Origin of the sequence: Streptomyces sp. NPDC126499, assembly GCF_040302485.1 — a bacterium.
GTDB lineage: Bacteria > Actinomycetota > Actinomycetes > Streptomycetales > Streptomycetaceae > Streptomyces.
In genome coordinates this window covers 73,615-87,785 of the sequence record NZ_JBEOUO010000007.1, presented here as the reverse complement: position 1 = coordinate 87,785, position 14,171 = coordinate 73,615, and the positions used below count along the sequence as shown (strand labels likewise).

The 14,171-nt window shown below is 72.4% G+C and carries 8 protein-coding genes; 5 read left to right on the top strand and 3 right to left on the bottom strand.

Going from position 1 to position 14,171, the window contains the following annotated elements; all coding sequences use genetic code 11:
- The first annotated feature begins 64 nt into the window (after window positions 1-64).
- A complete protein-coding gene (locus ABTZ91_RS12285; protein WP_352077070.1) occupies window positions 65-412 on the top strand; it encodes a transcriptional regulator in 348 nt (115 codons plus the stop codon).
- Window positions 409-1,077, top strand: coding sequence for a nucleotidyl transferase AbiEii/AbiGii toxin family protein (locus ABTZ91_RS12280; RefSeq protein WP_352077069.1), 669 nt, complete (start codon window positions 409-411; stop codon window positions 1,075-1,077). Before ABTZ91_RS12285 ends, ABTZ91_RS12280 begins: the two co-directional genes overlap by 4 nt.
- A 188-nt stretch (window positions 1,078-1,265) precedes the next feature.
- On the opposite strand, the gene ABTZ91_RS12275 is transcribed toward ABTZ91_RS12280, so the two are convergent.
- Both ABTZ91_RS12275 and ABTZ91_RS12270 read right to left on the bottom strand, forming a co-directional pair.
- Window positions 1,266-2,375, bottom strand: a complete 1,110-nt coding sequence (locus ABTZ91_RS12275) for a S8 family peptidase (RefSeq protein ID WP_352077068.1) — start codon at window positions 2,373-2,375, stop codon at window positions 1,266-1,268.
- A 29-nt stretch (window positions 2,376-2,404) separates the two neighbouring features.
- Window positions 2,405-5,638, bottom strand: coding sequence for a M36 family metallopeptidase (locus ABTZ91_RS12270; protein ID WP_352077067.1), 3,234 nt, complete (start codon window positions 5,636-5,638; stop codon window positions 2,405-2,407).
- 102 nt (window positions 5,639-5,740) lie between these two features.
- Between ABTZ91_RS12270 and ABTZ91_RS12265 the strand changes: the two genes are divergently transcribed.
- From ABTZ91_RS12265 to ABTZ91_RS12255, 3 genes are all read left to right on the top strand, one after another.
- Window positions 5,741-7,435, top strand: coding sequence for a LuxR C-terminal-related transcriptional regulator (locus ABTZ91_RS12265; RefSeq protein WP_352077066.1), 1,695 nt, complete (start codon window positions 5,741-5,743; stop codon window positions 7,433-7,435).
- A gap of 270 nt (window positions 7,436-7,705) precedes the next feature.
- Window positions 7,706-11,947: a DNRLRE domain-containing protein gene (locus ABTZ91_RS12260; protein ID WP_352077065.1), complete on the top strand. Its 4,242-nt coding sequence runs from the start codon at window positions 7,706-7,708 to the stop codon at window positions 11,945-11,947.
- Complete coding sequence (locus ABTZ91_RS12255) at window positions 11,944-12,393, top strand: hypothetical protein (protein WP_352077064.1); 450 nt, start codon at window positions 11,944-11,946, stop codon at window positions 12,391-12,393. Before ABTZ91_RS12260 ends, ABTZ91_RS12255 begins: the two co-directional genes overlap by 4 nt.
- A 111-nt stretch (window positions 12,394-12,504) precedes the next feature.
- Here ABTZ91_RS12255 and ABTZ91_RS12250 read toward each other — a convergent pair whose 3' ends face one another.
- The gene (locus tag ABTZ91_RS12250) at window positions 12,505-14,127 is read right to left on the bottom strand and encodes an adenosine deaminase (RefSeq protein WP_352077063.1); all 1,623 of its coding nucleotides are present in this window, start codon (window positions 14,125-14,127) and stop codon (window positions 12,505-12,507) included.
- Between the last annotated feature and the right edge of the window lie 44 nt (window positions 14,128-14,171).

Genomic DNA, 14,171 nt, shown 5'->3' with positions numbered 1-14,171 from the left:
AGTTCAGAGTCCATCTCGAAGCAGGAACCAGGGCCACCTCGCCCTCTTGCGGAACAATCAAGGCATGGCAACCACGCCCAGCGTTCCCGAGCTCCGCCGCACCAGGTTCGCCCGGCGGCTTCCCGCCGAGCTCTCGGAGCTCGCCGGCCCCGCCCACGGTCACGTCGACCTTCCGCTGCACCTCGCGTGGTCCGGCCTGTCCCGGTTCGACCTCGACCAGCCCCGATTGCGGATGAGCTGCTATCGGATCGTGCTGGCCGAAGGGCAGCACGATGACCTGGTCCGTTACCTGAACCGGGAACTGCTCGTCGCCATGTGGCCCGTCCTGCGCACGCTGATCAGCCGGGACATCCGCGATGTCTGGGAGGACGCCTTCAAGGAACTGACGCCCGACGCCCAGGCTGCTGCGTGAATCTCACAGAACTGCGCCGGCGGCTTCTCACGGATGTCCTCGCCGTGGGTGACGTCTACCCGCTCGTGCTCACGGGTGGCTACGCCGTCCAGGCACACGGACTGGTCGACCGGCTCAGCAAGGACCTCGATGTCGCCACCGAGAACCCGGAGCCGATGGAGCAGATCGCCGCCACCGTACGCCGGGCTGGAGCAACGCGGTTGGCGGGTGCGAGGGTTGGAAACCGACCCCTGTCCGCGCGACTGATCGTCACCGACACCGACACCGGCGAGGAATGCGAGGTCGATGTCCTCAAGGAAGCACTCTGGCGTCCGCCGGTGAAGACCGAGCACGGCCTGGTGCTCTCGCTGGAAGACGTGGTCGGCACGAAGGTCCGCGCCTTGGCGGACCGCGGCCTTGCGCGTGACCTGATCGACGTCCGCGCTGCAGCCGATCGCTGGAGTCACATCGAGCTCGAAGAGCTCGGCCGCCGCCACGCCCGTGACAGCTTCGACCTCTCCGATCTCCAGGCCCGGCTCGCCGGCGCGGATTGGATCGATGACACCGAATTCGCCGCCTACGGACTCGACGACGAGCAAACCAGCGAGCTGCGCCGGTGGGCGCAGGAGTGGTGCGATGGCATCGCCGAGAGACTCCAGGAAGCGGAAAGCCCGCCCGACGTCTGATCGCCGGGCATCGGGAACGCGGAGGAAACCGCATCTCCGAGGAAGCCGGTCGTGCCCCATCCTTGCCCTTCGAGGCGGTGATGGTTTCCCAGCTTGTAGCGCGGGTTCGCTTTCCGTCATCCGCTCGCCCGACGAAGGCCCAGGTCACCGACCTGGGCCTTCGTCGTCGTCCCGGGAGGCCCGTCCGTTCAGCGCTTCTCCGGACCGCCCTTCCGGCCGTTGGGCGGGGTCGCGCCCGGCTGTGCGACGGCGGCGGTGGCGTCCACGATGCCCCAGCCGTAGGCCGGGGAGTAGGTCCCCCTCAAACCGGTGACCGGCTGGCGGGCCGTGGTGAGGAGGGCGTCCTCGACGGCGGCGCGGGTGCGGCCCTGGGCGAAGAGCAGGGCGGCGACGCCCGCCACGTGGGGCGTGGCCATGGACGTGCCCGCGTAATAGTCGTAGTCCGTCTGCCCGCAGGACGCGGCGCCGGTGCCGACCGGCACGGTGGACACGATGTCGTCCTCGCAGGAGGTCAGCCCGGCGCCGCCGGGGGCGGCGACGGCCTTCAGGTCGGGCTTGTTCGGCAGCTCGGAGAACCAGCTCTTCAGCTCGTTGCGGTCGGTCGACGCCACGCAGATGGCACCGGGCTCCCACGCCGGGGTGTTGCAGAAGGCGGTGGCCGAGTTCCCGGCGGCGACGATGACCGAGGTGCCCCGCGCGCCCGCGTACGCGATCGCTTCGGTCACCGACGACTCCAGGCCGGTGAGGGTGAGGACCTGGGTTCCCGCGAGCCCGCCGAGGCTCATGTTGATCACGTCGGCGCCGTGGTCCACCGACCACCGTATGCCGGCGGCGATGTCCTCGAAGGTGCCGCTGCCGTCCTCGAGGACCTTGACCGGCATGATCCTGGCGTTCGGCGCGACCCCGGCGACACCGATGCCGTTGTTCGCGACGGCGGCCACGGTGCCGGCCACGTGGGTGCCGTGCTCGTCGCCGTTGTTCTGCCCGTCCGGGCCGCGGAAGTCGCCGTTCCCGCACGGCCCGCCCGCCGCGCCGCAGCCGGTGAAGGTGGCGCCGGCCACCAGGTTGCCCTGGAGGTCGGGGTGGGTCAGGTCCACCCCGGTGTCGACGACGGCGACGACCGCGCCCCTGCCGGTGGTGGTGGCCCACGCCCGTTCGGCGCGGACCTGGTCCAGGCCCCACTGCTCGGCCCTCAGCGGGTCGCCGGGGCCGGCCTGCGCGAGGCCGGCCGACGTGCCCAGCAGGGCGGCGACGCCGACGAGCGACGCGGCCATGGTGAGTCTGCTGCTCCGGTGCATGTGTCTCTCCTGGGTAAGGGGCGGCGGGCTCAGCCGGCCTGCTGGGCGGTGAGGGTGAAGCGGTAGTCCGCCCCGTAGAGGTAGAGCAGCCCGACGTAGGCCGCGCCCGGCGCGATCACGTGCCTCTGGCCCGGGGTCGCGAAGTCGCCGGTGATCGGCCTGCACGCCGAGTCGTAGAAGAACATCTGCGTTTCGCCGAGTTGGCCCTCCGGCGCGGTGTACGACGCCACGTGCAGCCCGTCGCCCCAGCCCGCCGGCAGTTTCGTGATCCACGCGTCCACGCCCTGAGCGGCCGGCGTCGTGCCGCAGGCGGCCTGCCACGAGGCCACGGTCGCGCCGGGACGGTAGGGCTCGGTGCCGGGGAGGTACCACAGTCCCTGCGGCGCGCCGGCCTGGATCGTTCCCGACTCGCTGACGGGCTGCTCCGGCGTGGACGGCATCGGCTCGACACCGGAGGCGCTGCCGAACACCTCCAGCTCGGCGAGCACGGCGTACGTCTTCGTCTCGCCCTGGATCGCGTCGATGAAGACCCGGACATGGCTCGCCCTGACCGGCGTGTCGAGCTTCAGGGTCCGGATGAGCATGTCCGGCGCGGCCGGCCGCGGTGCCTGCGCGGCGAACGTCCCCGACTTGACCGTCGTCCACAGCACGCCGTCGGTGGACGTCTGGACCGTGAAGTCCTTGGTGGCGTTGAAGCGTCCGGCCGTCGTCGGCTTGAGGGTGCTGACCGCGATGGTGGAGACCTGTGCCTCCCTGGCCAGTTTCACCTCGGTGACCTGGTGCGCGCCGGCGTTGTACGGCTTGCCCAGGTCCTTCGTCTTCCAGGCGGTCGCCTCGGTGTCGTCGATCAGGAAGCTCGCGGGAAGGCCGTCGTCCTGGCTGGAGGTCCTCACGACGGTGGCGCCGTTGTGCTTCGAGGCGAGGTTCGGCGCCAGCCTGAGGGTGCGGGCGAGCGTCTTGCCCGGCTGCACCTGGAGGCCGTGGAACTTCTGGATGCCGAAGCCGTTCGCCTGCACGGTCACCGTGTACGTGCCGTCGACCACCGGCGCGGAGACGGCACCGCCCGCACCCGTCGTGCCGAGCGGTGTCACCCGGGCCTCGAACGCGCCGATGATCACGCGGGCGCCGGTGATGGGCTCGCCGGTGGAGGAGTTCACCAGTTTGACGGCGAGCATGCCGTTGCGCGACGGCGCCGCGTGGTCGAAGCCCGGCTTCGGATCGGTGTCGTCCGGTCCCGCCGTGGCGGCCGACCGGCCCGCGCCGCGGCGGGCGAACGCCGTCCAGATGGCGTCGGTGTTGTCGCCGTGGAAGCGCAGCGTGTCCGCGTCGAGGATCGCGTCGCGCATGTCGAGGAACGACGGCGACGGCGGGGACAGCGGCATGGCGTCGGTCACGAGGTGTTCGGCGATGTCGCTTCCCGCCTTGTTCCCGTGCCGGTCGACGAGCGCGCGGCGCAGGTCCCACAGCATGGCGGTCCAGATCTCGCCGTCCGCGTGGACCTCGGGTCCCGTGATGTCGTAGCCGTAGTCGCCGTAGGTCAGCGGGCTCTTGTCGTACGCCCAGTTGCGGATGCCCCGCTCGGCGTTGCCGACGGCGTACTCGCCGACCACGGCCTTGTCGTAGAGCCCTTCACGGCCCAGGTGGTTGATGGCGTACCAGTCGCCCCAGCCCTCGCCCATCGCGCCGGACTGCTCGCCGCCGAGCGAGCCGAGCCCGCCGCCGCCGACGTACCGGTTGGACAGACCGTGGCTGTACTCGTGCTGGATGACGGTCTGGTCGAAGTTGCCGTCGGCGTACGGGCCCTCGAACGCGTCGTTGATCGGCTCCCACAGGTACATGCTGGAGAAGGACGGGATGCCGTCGGGCAGGGTCAGCATGTTGGCGTTGTCCCGGCCGAGGTAGGTCGGCGCGCCACCGGTCGCGGCGCCGGAGTGCGCGAGGCCGCTGATCGGGTCGCCGCCCTTGCCGCCCTTGCCGAAGTTGTCGACCTGGAAGTTCCCCGCCGTCTCGGTGAAGCCGAACCGGTAGAACTCGTCGTGGATCCGGTTGTGGTGGTAGAAGAGGTTGGTCACCGCGGGGTCGCGGTCCAGTACGTACGAGGGCGGCAGCGTCTGGCCCTTGGTGCGCGCCCAGTTGGCGCCGAACGCGTAGTGGAACTGTGCCGTCGGGCTGATCGGCCGGTTGTGCTCGTCGGTCGGCGCCAGGGGGGCCGTGTACTGCGCGAAGGTGTTGGCGTTGTTGCCGAGCGTGGTGGGGCCGGGCAGTCCCGCGCGCCCGGTCGGGTCGACCCAGCCGCCCGGCGAGGAGGCGTTCGGGCCGAAGCTCTTGATGACCGGCCGGCCGCCCGGTGAAGAGCCCGGGAAGTTCTCGTACACCGTGCCCTCGGGCTCCAGAGGGCCCTCGTGCTGCACCAGCGAGTGCCTGGCCAGCGTCTTCCCGTCGGCCGCGTCGACGACCACGTCCCACGCCTCGTCGAGGCTCTTGACGAACAGCACGCTGTACGCCGGGCGGGCGCCGCCGGCCGTCGGGAAGGCGACCTTGCGGACCCGCTGCACCTGGGCGAACGGCCCGGCCGCGAACACCTGGTAGCCGGCCTGGGTCTGCCCCGTCGGCACCGGGACGAAGCCGGACGAAGGGGCCAGCGACGCCACGACGGCCGCGAGCGCGTCGGCCGGGGACCTGTCGAACCCGGCGAGCAGGACGCCGCTCCGTACCGGGTCGCCGGCATAGGACAGCACCCGGCCGTCCTCGGCCACGGTCACCGTCAGCACCCCGCCGTGCACGGCCTCGACGCCGTCGAAGGTCTGCGTGAAGCTCACCACCCGGGCGCCGATGCCGGGAAGTTCGTGGTCGCGCCGCACCGCCAGCGCCTCGACGTCCTCGGCCGTCAGGCCGAACGCCGCGCGGTGCGTGTGCAGCCAGCCCTTCGCGAGGGCGACCGGCTCGCCGCTTCGGGGACCGGTCAGATAGCCGCCGGGCACGCGCACGGTCCGGGGCGTCCCGTAGGCGGTGTTCCACGTCATCGTCGGCGACATCCCGTCCGGGACGGATGTCACCAGCGCCGCGACGGCGGCGCGCTGCGCCTCGGTCGGGGACAGCGGCGGCAGCTCACGCCGCACGTCCAGGGACTCCCGCGGTACGTCACCGGCGATGGTCGGCGCCGGGGCGGACAGCGGGTCGCCGGTCACCGAGTGGGCGACCGCCGGGGACGCCATCAGCGCCGCGGTGAGCGCCGACGCGACCAGTTTCCGGGATCTCTTCATGGGCGCTCCTCAGCTGGAAGGGATGCCCCCGTGGACGCCCATGAAAGCCCCCGTCCCGCCCCCCTGGACAATCCAGAAACTGCACCTATTCTTGCTGCCACCATGAATGAGAAGGCGTCCGGAGCGCGCCCGCTCCTGCCGGGCCGGTCCCCTGCCTCCTTCGCCGAGAACGTCTCGCCCGCCGTCCAGGAGCAGCTCCGGCACGCCGAGTCGGCCGGGCTGCACGGCCGGGCCGACGTCGGTTTCCACACGCTGCTGTACGCCTTGGCGGAGCTGCCGCGGCTCACCGACGACGACCGCGTCGCCCTCGCCGAGATGGTCTCCCTGCTCACCCGGTGGGGCGCACCCGGCGTCGGGCCGTGGGCGTTCCTCGACGAGCTGGCCGCCGCCTGTCACAGCCCCCGTGCGCGCGGCGCGGTGTTCCTCGCGCAGGCGCGGGCCGCCCGGGGGAAGGCGATGGCGGAGTACGGCACCCGGGCCCTGTTCGAGTTCACCGCGGCGGGGGACATCGGGGGGCAGGCCCTCGCGCTGAGCCGCATGTCCTTCCCCGCCGACGCCGGCCTCGGCCCGTCCGATCGCCGGAAGCTCGCCCGCCGGGGCCTCGCCCTGGCCCAGCAGTCCGGCGAGCCGTGGATCATCGCGCTCGTGGCCGGCATGCTCGCCGCCGTCGAGACCTACCAGGGGCATCCGCGCGCGCCGCGGCGCTGGCGTCAGGCCGCCTCGTTGCTGCCCGCCGATCTCGACGCGGTCACCGGGGAGATCGCCTCACTGAACTATGTCAACTGGGCTTTGACCTGCGCCTACATGGGGGACTACCCGACCGCCCTGGAGGTCGTCGCCCGGGGCCGGGTGGTGGGCCGCGGGCCCTGGGTCCACAAGTTCGCCGCGGTCGAAGCCCTCGTACGGCTCCGTACGGGGCGCCTGGACGCCGCGCGGGAGCAGGCCGCGGTCGCGAGGGACGGCGCCGCCCCGGGCATCCGCGAACTCGGCACGGCGGTCGCCGCCGCGGTGACGTTCGAGACGGCTCCCCGCCTCGGGCACGAGAACCTGGACGAGGTCGTCGAGGTGGCGTACGCGACCTCGCCTCCGTACGGCGCGAGCGCGGCGGCGACCCTCGCGTACATACGGCAGGCCCGCCGCGAGCCGCGCCCGGCGCGCGGGCTGCCCCGGATCCTGCGGAAGGCGCGCGAGGCCGAGCACCACTTCGGCTGGGAGGACGCCCTGCTCGCGCTGGCCGAGATCGCGCCCTCGGCGGCGCGGGACGAGGCCGCCGCCATGTCCCGGCTCTGGTCGCCCTCTCCGCGCGCCGCCGCGATCCGTTCGACCGTCGCGGGGCACCTCGCCGGCAAGGGCGGCTGGACCTCCCTGATCGAAGGCGCGGACGCCCTGGCCGACCTGGGCGAGCCCATCACCGCCGGCCGCGCCTATCACGCCGCCGCGAAAGTGGCCCCTTCCGCGCGTGAACAGGCCCACGCCCGAGACCGCGCCGCCGCCCTCCTCACCTCGACGGGCGCCGACCGCTCCCTCGCCGCGCTCGCCCGCGACCGCTCCCTGCATCACGGCCTCCTCCACGTACCGGAGACCCAGCGCCACCAGGTCAACGCCGGGCTCACCCCTCGCGAGCGCGACGTCGCCCTGCTCGCCGCGCAGGGCTTCACCGCGGTGGAGATCGCCGACCGTCTGGGCATCACCGTCGGCACGGCGCGCAACTACGTGATGAACGTCCGCCGGAAGTTCGGCTCGGTCCCCAAGCGGCGCCTGGCGCTGATGCTCGGCATCGTCGGCGAGCCGGACTGACGGGCGCCCCGGCAGGCGGCTTCGTCGCGGAGCCGTGTCACCACGGGCTCCGCCGCTCTCTCGTCGGCTGCTGACGGGCGAAAAATGGCCTGATCTAGACTTTGCGATCTCTTTGTTACTTCTTTATAGGAGGGCTCCTTGCGGAGCATACGCAAGTCCAGATTCAGATGGCCGCTGGCAGCCGCCGCGGCCCTGTCCGGCCTGTTGGCCGTCGACTTGGCCACACCGGCCGCCACCGTGTCCGCGGCCGCCCCGTCGGGTGCGGCGGCCGTGACACCCGCAGCACTCACCAAGGGAGCGGCGCCCCGGACCAAGGGCGACGTCACCTCAGCGGTGCTGAGGGCACGTATGGAGGGAAGGCGCGTCGAAGTCACCGACGCCCGCACGGAGACACGCACGCTCTGGGCGAATCCGGACGGCACGCTGACGGAGGATCAGGCCGGCGGACCGGTTCGCTTCCGCGCTGATGACGGCACCTGGACCGAGGTGGACATCAGCCTGGAGAAGGCGGCCGACGGGGAGGTCGAGGCCAAGGCCCACCCGCTGGAGCTCACCTTGGGCGGGGCCGCTCCCGCGCGCAAGGACGCCGCGGCCGCACGCCGGCTGCGCGCCAAGGAGCCGGTGGCCGTCTCCGCACCGCTGGTCTCACTCACCTCGCCGCGGGGGGAACGCGTCGAGTTGGGTTGGCGAGGTGCTCTGCCCGCCCCGCGCATCAGCGGAACCAAGGCGACCTATCCCGGCGCTCTGCCGCACGCCGACCTCGTCGTTTCGGCCACGCGCACGGGGTTCGAGCAGTTCCTCGTGCTCAACTCCCGCCAGGCGGTGGACGCGGCCGGCGTCCTGCGGATGACGCTCACCGCCAAGGGTCTGACCGCCCGGGCGGACGCGGACGGCGGGGTGAGCTTCACCGACACCCGCACGGGCAAGCCCGCGGGCACGCTGCCCGCTCCGGTGATGTGGGACGCGCGCACCGACGTGCGCTCCGGTGAGCACCCGCACCGCGCCCCCGTCGCGATGACCGTCGTCCAGCAGGGCGACAGCGTCGACCTCACGCTGACTCCGGACGCCGCCTTCCTCGCCGATCCGGCCACGCGGTTCCCCGTGACCGTCGACCCGGCGGTCGGTCTGCTGACCACGTTCACCACCTTCGTGCAGCAGGGCTACACCACGGATCAGTCCACCTCGACCGAGCTCAAGATCGGCAACAACGGCTCGGACCAGGTCGCCCGTTCCTTCCTCCGCTTCGACACCCGCGCGGTGAAGGGGAAGGACGTCAAGGCGGCCACGCTGAAGCTGTGGAACTACCACGCCTGGTCCTGCGAGGCACGCGCCTGGGAGGTCTGGGACACCAGCACCCCCAGCACCGCCAGCCGCTGGACCGCCCAGCCCAGCTGGAACCGCAAGTGGGCCACGTCCACCCAGACCAAGGGGCACGGGTCCGGCTGCGCGGACGGCTGGGTGACCTCCGACATCACCGCTCTGGCGCGTGCCTGGGCGGGCAACGCCTACGAGCTGAACTCGCTGGGCATCCGGGCGGCCGACGAGACGGACCCCTACGGCTGGAAGCGCTTCAACTCCCGCAACGCCGCCACCAACGTGCCGGTGCTTTCGGTGACCTACAACAACCCGCCGGGCACGCCGACCGCCGTTGCGCTCTCCCCGTCCTCGTACAACACCTTCAACAAGCGGACGTACGCGACCTCGGTCACGCCCACGTTCTCGGCGAAGGTGACGGACGCCGACGGGGGCACGGTGCGCGCCCAGTTCGAGGTCACCGCCGACCCGGCCTCCAACGACGCGGGGACCTACAGCTTCACGGGCATCAGCGGCGCCGTCGCCTCCGGCGGCACCGCCGCCCTGGCCCTCCCCGCGGACAAGAAGCTCGGCGCGTTCGGCTATCGCGTCCGCGCCCGGGCGTACGACGGATCCGCCTACGGCGCGTGGAGCGGTTACGTACCGTTCAGCGTGAACACCGACAAGCCGGCCGCGCCGCAGATCCACTGCGCCGGCCAGCCCCGGGACGCCTGGACCGACTCGACCGGTGAGACCGGCTGCACCCTCACCACGGCCTCCACGGACGGCCGTGGCTTCCTGTGGGCACTGGACGACCCCAACACCCCGCATCAGGTGAACGATGCGGCGGGCACCGGCGGCAAGCCGCAGACCGTCAGGATCAACCCCGCCAAGGGCTGGCACGTGCTGCACGCCCGCACCATCGACGCGGCCGGCCTGCTCTCCGGCGTCACCGCCTACCAGTTCGGCCGCGGCAGCAAGCCCGCCGTCCTGCCCGTGCCGGACGTCCCGAGCGCGCTCCAGGAAGGCGCCCAGGACACCCCGACGCCCATGCTGTCCGGTGTGCTGACAGCCGGGGACCGCTCCTATCTGCACGGCGAGTTCGCCCTGTACGACGCCACCGGCGCACCCCTGCCGGGCGTGCAGCTGCCGCCGTCCTTCCACGACAGCGGCCAGCGCGTCGCCACCCTGATCCCGGAAGGCACCCTCGTCCCCGGGCGCGCCTACCAGTGGGCCATGCGCGCGTGCAGCGACACGGCCTGTTCGGCGTGGACGCCCAAGCGGACCTTCACCGCCAAGAACCCGGCCCCGCGGCCGGATCCCCAGGTGCGGACCGTCGACATATCCGGTGAAGCGCTGCGCGACGCCACCGCACCGGTCGGTGCGGCCGATTGCGGTGCCGACCCGTGCGGGGCCGTCCAGGACGGCACGTTGCGCGTGGGCACGCCGGGCGGCACCGCCTGGCGCACCTGGTTCAAGGCGGACCTGACCGCCGTGCCCGCCGGTGCCCGGATCACCGACGCCCGGCTCGTCCTGCACCGGGCCGACTGCGGCGACGGGACCGCCGAGGACGCCGTCTGCACCGAGCCCGCCGCCACCGTGCGCGACCTCGCCGAGGCGTGGGACCCCTCGCTCGGCGGACCGGCACTGTCCGCCGCGGCCAACGAGGAGCCCGTGCTCGCCGACGACGAACTCCCCACCCCGCTCGGCGAGCTCAACCTGGGTTCGCTCGTCGCGGACTGGCTCTACGAGACCGGCAACCACGGACTGAGCCTGCAGCTCGGCGACGAGACGACCCCCGCCCCCGGCGTGGTGTACCACTCCTCGCGGGCCGAGGAGGCCGGCCTGCGGCCGGTGCTGAGAGTGTCCTACATCCCCGCGGGGGCCCCGGGGACGCCTGAGCACGCCAAGGCCGTTCCCGCCGACCGCGGACTGCTGACCACCTGGACGCCCCCGGCCGACCCCGGCGCCGCCACCGACGCCCTCACCTACACGGTGGTCGTGCACCGTGACGGCACCGAGGTCGCCCGCACCACCACCACGGACACCCGGGCCGTCTTCGACGGCCTCACCAACGGCGTCGACCACACCGTGACGGTCACCGCCGGCTCCGTCTACGGCACGTCCGGTGCGACCGCGCCGGTCACGGCCAAGCCGGTGCCCGTAGCGGAGCAGGAACGTTACGCCCAGGTCGTACGCGACTACCTCACCGCCCGCGCCGGCATCCTCAAGGGCACGTACACCACCGTCGAACAGGCCATCGCGAGCAGCCCTCACGGCGCGACGTTCCGGGAGCTGATCGAACAGCAGCTGCCCCACCTGAACGACCGCAGGGAGGCGTACGCCCGTCACGGGCGGCGCTTCACCGAGATCACCACGGTCTTCGACGACGTGCTGACCGGTCCCGGCCCCGAGAACACCGTGATCGCGCGCGGCACGGTGACCGAGCGCAGTGTGCTCACCCACACCGACGGGACCCAGGAACCCGAGGAGGGATCCCTTCCCGGCCGCTTCGTCTTCACCGGAAACACCCTGCGCGTGGAGGCCGACGACGCCGCGGCCGAGGTCACCCTGCCCACGACGGGCGACGCCGTGCGCCACGCCTCCGTGGCACCGCCGACGGAGGGCAGCGTGGAGAACGTCGCGGAAGGGGAGGAGGACCTGCCGATCAAGCTCGACGCCGACGGCATGCTCCCCGAGGAGCCGGCCCCGGCGACCTCGACGCGGCTCGCCGCGGTGTTCGCCGCCGCCCCCGACGGCAGCGGCACGGCCAACTGGGCCAAGCGCAACGCCAACATCGGGTACGACTACGACAACGACTGCGCCAACTTCGTCTCCAAGGCGTTGCACTGGGGCGGCAAGATGCAGCAGCGCAAGGGCGGCCGCAAGAACGAGTCGCGCTGGTTCCGCAACAACATCGGCTGGATCCGCCTGGACAGCTACACCTGGGCCGCCGCCGCCAATCTGCGGCAGCACCTGAAGAACCACCGGGGCGGCCGCGAGATCTCGCGCTACGATGCCCGGCCGGGCGACGTCATCTTCGGCTACTACCGGTCTTCGAAGAAGTGGAACCACGCCGGGGTCGTCACCGGCGGCAAGGGGGACAAGATCACCATCACCCAGCACGGCCGTGTCCACCACACGACCCTCAGCCAGTGGTTCAAGAACAACAAGAACCTGAGCGCCGTCAGCATCATCCGCCCCGGGAAGCGCAGTTGAGGCGGGCGACCGGGTCGGTGTGGCTGGCCGGAGCGCTCGTGCTCCTGCTCGGCGGCTGCGATGCCCTTTCCACCGACAAGACCCCCGAACGCACCAAGAACGGCGTCAACGAGCTGGAGCTGACGGTGACGGGGCGCCCCACCCCCGGCAGCCTCTCCACCACCGAGCACGTCCTGGCACGTCTCAAGGCCCGCGACGCCGAGGGGCTGGCCGGGTTCGCCAGGGAGGACGGCGAGACGAAGAACGACGCGAAGCGCTGGGTGGCCCGCTGGGGCGACGCCGCGCAGCGCCCGGCCACGGCGGCATTCAGCCTCGGGGAGAAGGACGCCTCCGTCGACGTCCGCTTCGCGGGTGAACGGGCCACGCTGTCGCTCCTGCTGATGCCGCGGGACGAGAGCGACGCCTACGCGGACGAGTACGTCGTCGTTCTCGCCGAGGACCGGTGACGTAGGCGGACGCCTCGCCGGACGCGCCGGCGCGCCGGACGTGCGGTGAGCGGCATATGAAGAAGGCCCGGGTCGGCGACCCGGGCCTTCCCATTGCGAGCGGGCAGCGGACTACACCTTCGTCACACGGCGCTCGAACGCGGCGAAGGCGGCCTCCTGGCGCCACTGCACCTGCGCCTTGAGGTTGCGGCCGAGGAGGCGGCGGCAGGAGGGGCTGGGGGTGTCCGCGCCGGGGCGGTCGTGGGCGCAGGGGCCGGCGAGGCGGTAGCCGTCGCGGGTCGGGTTGCCCTGCCAGACGCTCGCGCCGGGGAGGAAAGCGTACTCCAGGGACGCGCGGGCCAGGTCCTTCAGGTCACGGTAGCCGAGGCCGTAGGTCTCGGCGGCGTACTGGTACTCGTGGCTGATGTCGATCCGCGAGACACCGGGGTCGTCGGTGGCGAGCACGACCGGGACGCCGTGGGCGCGGTACGTCTCGAAGGGATGGTCGGCGCCCTTGACGCCGAGGATCTGCGCGTTGCTGGTGAACGGCACCTCCACGGCGATCCGCCGCTCGGCCATCGTGCGGGCGAGCCGCCGCCAGTCGTCCTCGTGGACCAGGTCGACGCCGTGGCCGATCCGCTCGGCGCCCGCGACGTTCACGGCCTCGCCGATGTGGAAGGCGAGGTCCTCCGGCTTGACCAGACCGGGCCACAGCTCGCCGGCGTGCAGGGTGAGGTGCGCGCCCGGGTAGATCCCCTTGAGGTGCTTCAGCATCCGCATCTGGAGGCGGTAGTTCTTCAGGGAGCTGTCCCAGTCCTCGGGCTGGACGAGGTTCACGGCGACGAACCGGTCGTCCCGCTCGGCCAGCCGCATCCCGAGGGCCATCTGGGTGAACACCCGCTCCGGCGTACTGCCGCGCGAGACCTGGGAGATCCACCGTACGGTCAGGCGGCAGGCGGCCTTCGGACGCGGCGTGTCGCAGGCCGCCTCCCGCCGGAACTCGGCGTCGGCCTCGTCGGCCTCGCGGCGCGCCTCGGCGACCAGCCGGTCGAGGCGCCCGCCCGCGACGAGCTTGCCGTGGAGCCGGGCGAGGTCCGCGTCCCAGCCGACCTCGGCGGCCAGCTGCTTCGCCTCCTCCGACGCGGGCGTGACCATGGTCTCCAGATAGAACTGGTTCTGCGTCACGACGTCGTCCGCCACGGCGGCGAGCAGCTTGCCCCGGTGGCTCCAGGTGACCTCGCCGAACTTCCCGAACGTGTCGAAGAAGTGGTCGTGCCCCGACTGCCCGGCCGGGAAGCCCTCCATGGACCAGGCCCGCACCAGCTTGTCGTGGAAGGCGCGGTCGGTCCGGGCGTCGGCGGCGGGCCGCTTGCCCGGTCCGCACGGAGGCCGCACCGCCGTCATGGTGGCCTCGTCGACGCACAGTCCCTGCTCGCCGGCGAGGACGATGAGGTACTCGGTCGACACGGCGCCCGAGAGGTGGTTGTGCAGTTCCCCGCCCTTGGGCAGGGCCCGGAAGAAGGCGCGGAGAGCGGCCGGGTCGTGCCGGATCGCCGCCAGCCGGGCCGAGGCGCGGGCTTCGCCCGACGTGAGGGGCCGCGGAGCCGCCGCCGACGGCGGCCCCGCGGGCGGGGCTGCGGGCGAAGCTGCGGACTGGGCTGCGGACTGGGCGGGGGTCTGGGACGCGGGCTGGGCCGCGGCGGCGGGCGCCGGCAGGGCCGCCGGGAGAAGGCAGAGCGCGGACAGGACACCCATGGCGCCCGGGGCCCGGAAGGGTGGGCGACGATGCGGGGATCGTC

Excerpts from the sequence above, each read along its gene's own strand:
- ABTZ91_RS12285 (WP_352077070.1), top strand. The coding sequence starts at position 65 with ATGGCAACCACGCCCAGCGTTCCCGAGCTCCGCCGCACCAGGTTCGCC.
- ABTZ91_RS12275 (WP_352077068.1), bottom strand. The coding sequence starts at position 2,375 with ATGCACCGGAGCAGCAGACTCACCATGGCCGCGTCGCTCGTCGGCGTC.
- ABTZ91_RS12270 (WP_352077067.1), bottom strand. The coding sequence starts at position 5,638 with ATGAAGAGATCCCGGAAACTGGTCGCGTCGGCGCTCACCGCGGCGCTG.
- ABTZ91_RS12265 (WP_352077066.1), top strand. The coding sequence starts at position 5,741 with ATGAATGAGAAGGCGTCCGGAGCGCGCCCGCTCCTGCCGGGCCGGTCC.
- ABTZ91_RS12250 (WP_352077063.1), bottom strand. The coding sequence starts at position 14,127 with ATGGGTGTCCTGTCCGCGCTCTGCCTTCTCCCGGCGGCCCTGCCGGCG.